This window comes from Microbacterium wangyouchuni, from assembly GCF_051546305.1.
In the GTDB taxonomy this organism is placed as follows: domain Bacteria; phylum Actinomycetota; class Actinomycetes; order Actinomycetales; family Microbacteriaceae; genus Microbacterium.
Genome location: NZ_JBPTMA010000001.1, coordinates 545,760 through 551,946, shown reverse-complemented (window position 1 = coordinate 551,946; position 6,187 = coordinate 545,760). Strand labels below are relative to the sequence as shown.

The window sequence follows — 6,187 nt, the reverse complement described above, 5'->3', positions numbered from 1 at the left end:
GCGTCAGCGTCAGTCGCGTCAGCGTCAGTCGCGTCAGCGTCAGTCGCGTCAGCGTCAGTCGCGTCAGCGTCAGTCGCGTCAGCGTCAGTCGCGTCAGCGTCAGTCGCGTCAGCGTCAGTCGCGTCAGCGTCAGTCGCGTCTGCATCGGTGGCGTCAGCATCGGTGGCGTCAGCATCCGTGGCGTCAGCATCGGTCGCGTCAGCGTCCGTGGCGTCAGCATCGGTCGCGTCAGCATCCGTGGCGTCAGCGTCGGTCGCGTCAGCATCCGTGGCGTCAGCATCCGTGGCGTCAGCATCGGTGGCGTCAGCATCGGTCGCGTCAGCATCCGTGGCGTCAGCATCGGTCGCGTCAGCGTCCGTCGCGTCTGCATCCGTTGCGTCAGCATCCGTGGCGTCTGCATCCGTTGCGTCAGCATCGGTCGCGTCTGCGTCCGTTGCGTCAGCGTCAGTCGCGTCAGCGTCAGTCGCGTCAGCGTCCGTTGCGTCAGCATCCGTGGCGTCTGCATCCGTTGCGTCAGCATCGGTCGCGTCTGCGTCCGTTGCGTCAGCATCGGTCGCGTCTGCGTCCGTTGCGTCAGCATCCGTGGCGTCTGCATCCGTTGCGTCAGCATCGGTCGCGTCAGCGTCCGTCGCGTCAGCATCCGTTGCGTCATCGAAGACGACGGTCACGCCGACCGTGGCAGTCGTGGTGCCATCGCCGACGATCTGCGTGGCCGTGATCGTGTGATCGCCGACCGGTACTGCAGGGAAGGTGACTGTCCACGTGCCGTCCTCGCCGACGACGTCGGTCTGCGAACCGTCGACGCCGGGGATCGTGACTGTCACGGTCGCGCCTGGTTCGCCGGTACCAGTGACGGGAACGTCACTCGTGCCGTCCGCCGTCGGAACGGTGAACTCATCGCCGTCTGCCGGAGACGTGATCGCAACCTCGGCAGCAGCCTCAGCGCGCACCGTTGCGGATGCAAGCGAGAGCTGAACCAGCGGGGTTGCCGTTGCAGGCAGGAGCGTCAGCTGCAGAGCGCGCTGCGTGAACGAGCCCTCGTCAAACGCGGTGTCCGTGACGAAGTCGCCCGGCTCTTCCTGCACGTTCGCAGTCAGAGACAGCAGGTTGTTGGTCACGAGTCCGAAGACCGGCTGAAGCACCGTGTTGACTGCTTCGACGATGGGACGGAAGATCGTGTCCAGTGCGCCCTCATCGGTGATCGCCAACGAAAGCGGTCCGACAAGCGCGGGCAAGATCGTTCCGGTGACTGTCTGGAGGATCGGCTCAAGAAGAGTACCTACGGGCAAACCGACAATGGTCGTGCCGGAGGTGTCGACGACCGGGGCCACCGCGCCCTCGGCGCCGATGAAGTCACCGAGCGTTCCGGACAGCTGAACGTCGACCGTGCCGACGTTCGCGAACAGGAGGTTGATTTCCCCCGTGATCGCGATGTTGACGTCAGCCGCGTGCAGCGCATTCGTCACCGTGTTCACGAGGAGAGCAGGGATCTGGTCGAGCGTGCTGCCGATGGCACCATCGAGCGCAGCCTGAACGAGGTCCGGGTCAAGCAGCTCGGTGTTCACGGGCAGGCCGTTCAGTGTGCCGTCGTAGTCACCGCCCTGGGTGTCTGCGACGAGGCGAGCCAGGTCGACGCTCACGGTTCCGGTCGACAGGTCGATCGTCAGCACGCTGTCATCCGACGTCAGCGGCTCCGCAAGGATGGACTGCACTGCGGCCTCAAGATCGAGGTCGACAGTTGCCGTCACGCCAAGGTCATCGATCGACCCGAGACCGAGGAGCAGCGCGTTGAGGGTCTCAACGAGCGGATCCAACAGCGGGTTGATTGTGCTGTCAATGATGCCGCCTGCACCAGCAAGAGCGTTGATCGGGTCGGAGATCTGGCCGAGCGTGTCAACGAGCTGTCCCGAAAGACCGGCGAGCGTCGGGCTCGTCAGAAGAAGAGTGCCGTTGGCGATCTGGTAGTCGCCGGACGGGGCACCTGCTGCGTCGTACGTAGCCAGCGCAGAGATCGCGCCGAGCTCGAGACGTGCGTCGTCGAGAAGAGCATCGAGACCTGCCAAACCGAGGATCGGTCCAAGGTCGACGTACGCGTTCTCGGTCGGGTCACCGCTGCCTACGGCGATGCTGCCGTCGGCGTTGACCAGGCCTGCGGACGCCAGCGGCGCTCCGTCTGCGGAAGTGTTGGCGTATTGTCCGAGCGCACCGACACCCACGATGCCGTTCGGTCCGAACAGCTGGAGGCCGTCACCGAGGTCGATGTTGAGAGCGCTCAGCACCTCAAGCGAAAGAGGGTGGTTGTCCGCCCCCGTAGCGCTGGGATCAGCGCTGTATGCACCGGCCAGATCAGCGACCGTGTTCAGATCTAATGTGGCGGTGCTTCCGGTGATCAGACGCCCTTCGGCTTCTGAACTATCTGATTCGAGAGCGAGGGCCGCAGTTGGCCCCATCACGCCCCCGACGATCACTGCGCCAACCGCAGCAATCGAAATCACTCTGCTTTTACGCAGAGCTCTCTTTTTGGTATTCACTAACTGCCCCTCCCGTGATGCGGACTAAGTACGCGCCACAAGACCCTCCCCAGGCGCCGACGCATGCCGACAGAGCTCGTGTCCAGCCAGTATGGTCTATTTTCTAAGAGACTGTCCAGCAGATTCTCAGGTTATGTAGCCGCCTATTGGTGAACATTTCGTGAAATTCCGTGGAAACGGGGGTACCCCCACTCCACTCGACCGAAACGAAATCGTTACGGAGCGGCGTTTCAGTTCGCAGCGACCACCGCAAGCACGGCATCCCCGTACGCTTCGCGCTTCTTCTCACCGATACCGGTGATCCCGTCAAGCTGGGCTAGCGATGCCGGACGCAACTCGGCGAGCGCACGCAGCGTCGCATCGCCGAACACGATGTACGCGGGCTTGCCGATCTCCTTGGCGGTTTCCGCACGCCAGACCCGCAGGGCTTCGAAGAGCGAACGGTCACCCTCGGCCACAGCATCCGATGCTGCCGACGCCTTACGCGCACGACTCGCGCTGACGCGTCCGATCGTGTCTTTACGCAGCGGCACAGTCATCTCGCCGCTGAGCACTCCCCCGGCCGCGCCACCCGGCGCGAGCGTTCCGTAATCTCCCTGCGCCACGAGGATGCCCCGGGCCAGCAACTGCCGCACAACACTGCGCCAGTCCTGATCCGAGAGGTCTGCGCCGATCCCGTACGTGGCCAGGCCGTCATGCTTCTGCTGGCGAATGCGATCGTTTGACGTCCCACGCAGAATGTCGATGAGGTGCCCGGCACCGAAAGCCTGATTCCGTTCGCGCTTGAGCCGAACAATCGTCGACAGCAGCTTCTGCGCCGGAACCAACCCGTCGAACGTCTCGGGCTTCTCGAGGCATGTGTCGCAGTTCCCACACGCCCCGGAGCGCTGACCGAAGTAGTTCAACAGGTTCTGACGACGGCACTCGACCGTCTCGCACAGCCCCAGCATCGCGTCGAGGTGCTGACCCATCCGCATCTTGAACGTGCGATCGCCCGGGCTCTTATCGATCAGGCGCCGCTGCTGCACCACGTCACCGAGCCCGTATGCCATCCACGCCACCGACGGCTCACCGTCTCGCCCGGCACGACCGGTCTCCTGGTAGTAGCCCTCGACGGATTTCGGCAGATCGATATGCGCCACGAAACGCACGTCCGGCTTATCGATGCCCATCCCGAAGGCGATCGTCGCGACCATGACGACGCCGTCCTCACGCAGGAATCGCGACTGGTTCGACATTCGCACATCAGCGGGGAGCCCCGCGTGATACGGCAACGCATCGAATCCCTGCGCGGCCAGATACGTCGCCGTCTGCTCGACAGATTTGCGGCTCAGCGCATAGACGATGCCTGCAGATCCCTCGGGCTGCGACCGCAGAAAGGCCACCAGCTGCTTGCGCGGTTCGACCTTCGCAACGATGCGGTACTGAATGTTCGGCCGGTCGAAACTCGCGACGAAATGCTTCGCCGAATCCAGCTGCAGACGCTCCGTGAGCTCCTTGTGCGTGGCGCGTGTTGCGGTCGCCGTCAGCGCCATCCGCGGAACCCCGGGGAACCGCTCGCCCAGATCCCCCAGCGTCAGATAATCGGGGCGGAAATCATGCCCCCACTGCGAGACACAGTGCGCCTCGTCGATGGCTATCACGCTGAGCACGCCCTGTTGCAGCAGTCGCGTCGTCGCCGGCGACGACAGCCGTTCGGGAGCAACGTAGATGAGGTCGAGTTCACCGGCGATGTAGGCGCGCTCGATCTCCGCGCGCTCGGATGCGGACTGCGTCGAGTTCAGGTACCCGGCATTCACGCCGTTGGCGCGCAGCGCATCGACCTGATCGTGCATGAGAGCAATAAGCGGACTGATCACCAGCCCGGTGCCCTCCCGCACGAGCGCGGGCACCTGGTAGGTGATGCTCTTTCCCCCACCGGTCGGCATCAGCACAACAGCATCCCCACCGTCGATCACCTGATCGACGATCGCCGCCTGGTCACCCCGGAACGCGTCGTAACCGAAGACCGTGTGCAGCGCTTCGCCAGCGGTTGCGTAACGCGACGGCGCCGCCTTTCGAACAGCGGATGCCGCGGCAGGAGCCCCCACCGCGGTAACGGGGCCCGGCCCCCAATCCAAAGGCGGCTCGTAGCCCGCCCCCTGAGGCTCCCAGTCCATCGGCTCCGGGGGCTGCTCATCGTCCCACGGCTCGGGCGCCCGGTCATCCCACGGCAGGTCCTCGTACGGGTCACCGGGAATCTGTTGCATCCCTCCAGCGTATCCACCCGCGCTGACAGCGCTGGGCGTCTTTCCACAGATCGGCCGCTGTGTCCGCGCCCTGTTCTAGGGTGGGAGCACAGCGAAGGAGCAGCCATGACTGATGAACCCACCGTCACCCGCAACGATGAGGCGTCCCGCTACGAGATCCATCTCGGTGGCGTTCTCGCCGGCTTCGCTGATTTCCGGCGTCGGGACGGCGAGATCCTGTTCACCCACACCGAAGTCGACCCGGCTTTTCAGGGCAAGGGATTGGCGTCGATCCTCGCTTCGAATGCGCTGGCGGATGCTGTGACCTCAGGCGCCACGATCGTGCCCTACTGCCCGTACATCGCGAGCTACTTGAAGAAGAACGAGGTCGCGGGCGCAACCGTGCGCTGGCCGCAGCTTCCCACAGACCCCGTGGATGCGGCGGGCACATGACCATCGGGCAACGCGTGATCTCGCTCGAGCCGCGCGAAGTCCCCCTCGGTGGTGTGCGCGCGATGACGGTGCTGCGCACGCTTCCCAACCGCGATCTGCCCACGGTCGGAGCCTGGTGCTTCCTCGACCGGTTCGGCCCCGACGAAGTGCGCATGCGGGTCGAACCGCATCCGCATATCGGCTTGCAGACGGTGACCTGGCCCCTGGTCGGCGAGCAGCGCCACCGCGATTCGCTGGACAGTGACGTCACCCTCAAACGCGGGCAGCTGAACCTCATGACCGCGGGCAACGGCATCTCGCACTCCGAGTATTCGCTCGGTGAAGAGGCGCTCCCCCTCGATGCGTTGCAATTCTGGGTTGTGTTGCCGGAGTCAGCGCGCCATGGTGCGCCAGGCTTCGAGCAGCACACTTCGCTGCCTGAGGTGAGACTTCCCGCCACCGAGGGAGCGGATGCCACAGCGACGATCGTGCTCGGCGAGTTCGCCGGAATGCGCTCACCCGCGACCGTGCACACGCCGATCGTCGGGACTGAGATCTCGATTCCCGCCGGCGGTCGCGTCACGCTGCCGCTCAATCCTGCGTGGGAGCACGCGATCATCCTCGTCGACGGTGATGTCTCGGTCGCCGAGCAGCCCCTGACCCGCAACGAGATGCTCTATCTCGGCGACTCGCGCGAACACGTGGATGTGTCGACGACCGATGGTGCGCTGCTCTTCGTGCTCGGCGGTGAGCCGTTCGAAGAAGACCTCATCATGTGGTGGAATTTCGCCGCTCGCACGCACGACGAGATCGCCAGTGCGCGTGCCGACTGGGAGAATCCGGATGCGTCGGCACAGCGTTTCGGTCATGTCGTCACCCATGGCACCGAGCGCATCCCCGCGCCGGAACTGCCGCGTGTGGTGTTGAAACCACGGCATCGACGGATCTAGGACCTCGCGCCGGGCATGCCGGCAGCTGGGACAGGGATGTTTTGTT

General features: G+C 64.7%; 4 protein-coding genes. 2 read left to right on the top strand and 2 right to left on the bottom strand.

The window, feature by feature from the left end; translation table 11 throughout:
- Together ACSS7Z_RS02705 and recQ are read right to left on the bottom strand one after the other, a co-directional pair.
- The coding region (locus tag ACSS7Z_RS02705; RefSeq protein ID WP_438252903.1) for a choice-of-anchor G family protein at window positions 1-2,450 on the bottom strand (2,450 nt) is incomplete at its 3' end.
- Window positions 2,451-2,761: 311 nt separating this feature from the next.
- The gene (gene recQ / locus ACSS7Z_RS02700) at window positions 2,762-4,780 is read right to left on the bottom strand and encodes a DNA helicase RecQ (protein ID WP_438252901.1); all 2,019 of its coding nucleotides are present in this window, start codon (window positions 4,778-4,780) and stop codon (window positions 2,762-2,764) included.
- Between the two features lie 105 nt (window positions 4,781-4,885).
- Between recQ and ACSS7Z_RS02695 the strand changes: the two genes are divergently transcribed.
- Together ACSS7Z_RS02695 and ACSS7Z_RS02690 are read left to right on the top strand one after the other, a co-directional pair.
- Entirely contained in the window at window positions 4,886-5,212 is a 327-nt protein-coding gene (locus ACSS7Z_RS02695; protein ID WP_438252899.1) for a GNAT family N-acetyltransferase, read from the top strand.
- Window positions 5,209-6,141, top strand: coding sequence for a pirin family protein (locus tag ACSS7Z_RS02690; protein WP_438252898.1), 933 nt, complete (start codon window positions 5,209-5,211; stop codon window positions 6,139-6,141). The genes ACSS7Z_RS02695 and ACSS7Z_RS02690 overlap by 4 nt, the downstream gene beginning before the upstream one ends.
- Window positions 6,142-6,187 lie beyond the last annotated feature (46 nt).

Excerpts from the sequence above, each read along its gene's own strand:
- recQ (WP_438252901.1), bottom strand. The coding sequence starts at position 4,780 with ATGCAACAGATTCCCGGTGACCCGTACGAGGACCTGCCGTGGGATGAC.
- ACSS7Z_RS02695 (WP_438252899.1), top strand. The coding sequence starts at position 4,886 with ATGACTGATGAACCCACCGTCACCCGCAACGATGAGGCGTCCCGCTAC.
- ACSS7Z_RS02690 (WP_438252898.1), top strand. The coding sequence starts at position 5,209 with ATGACCATCGGGCAACGCGTGATCTCGCTCGAGCCGCGCGAAGTCCCC.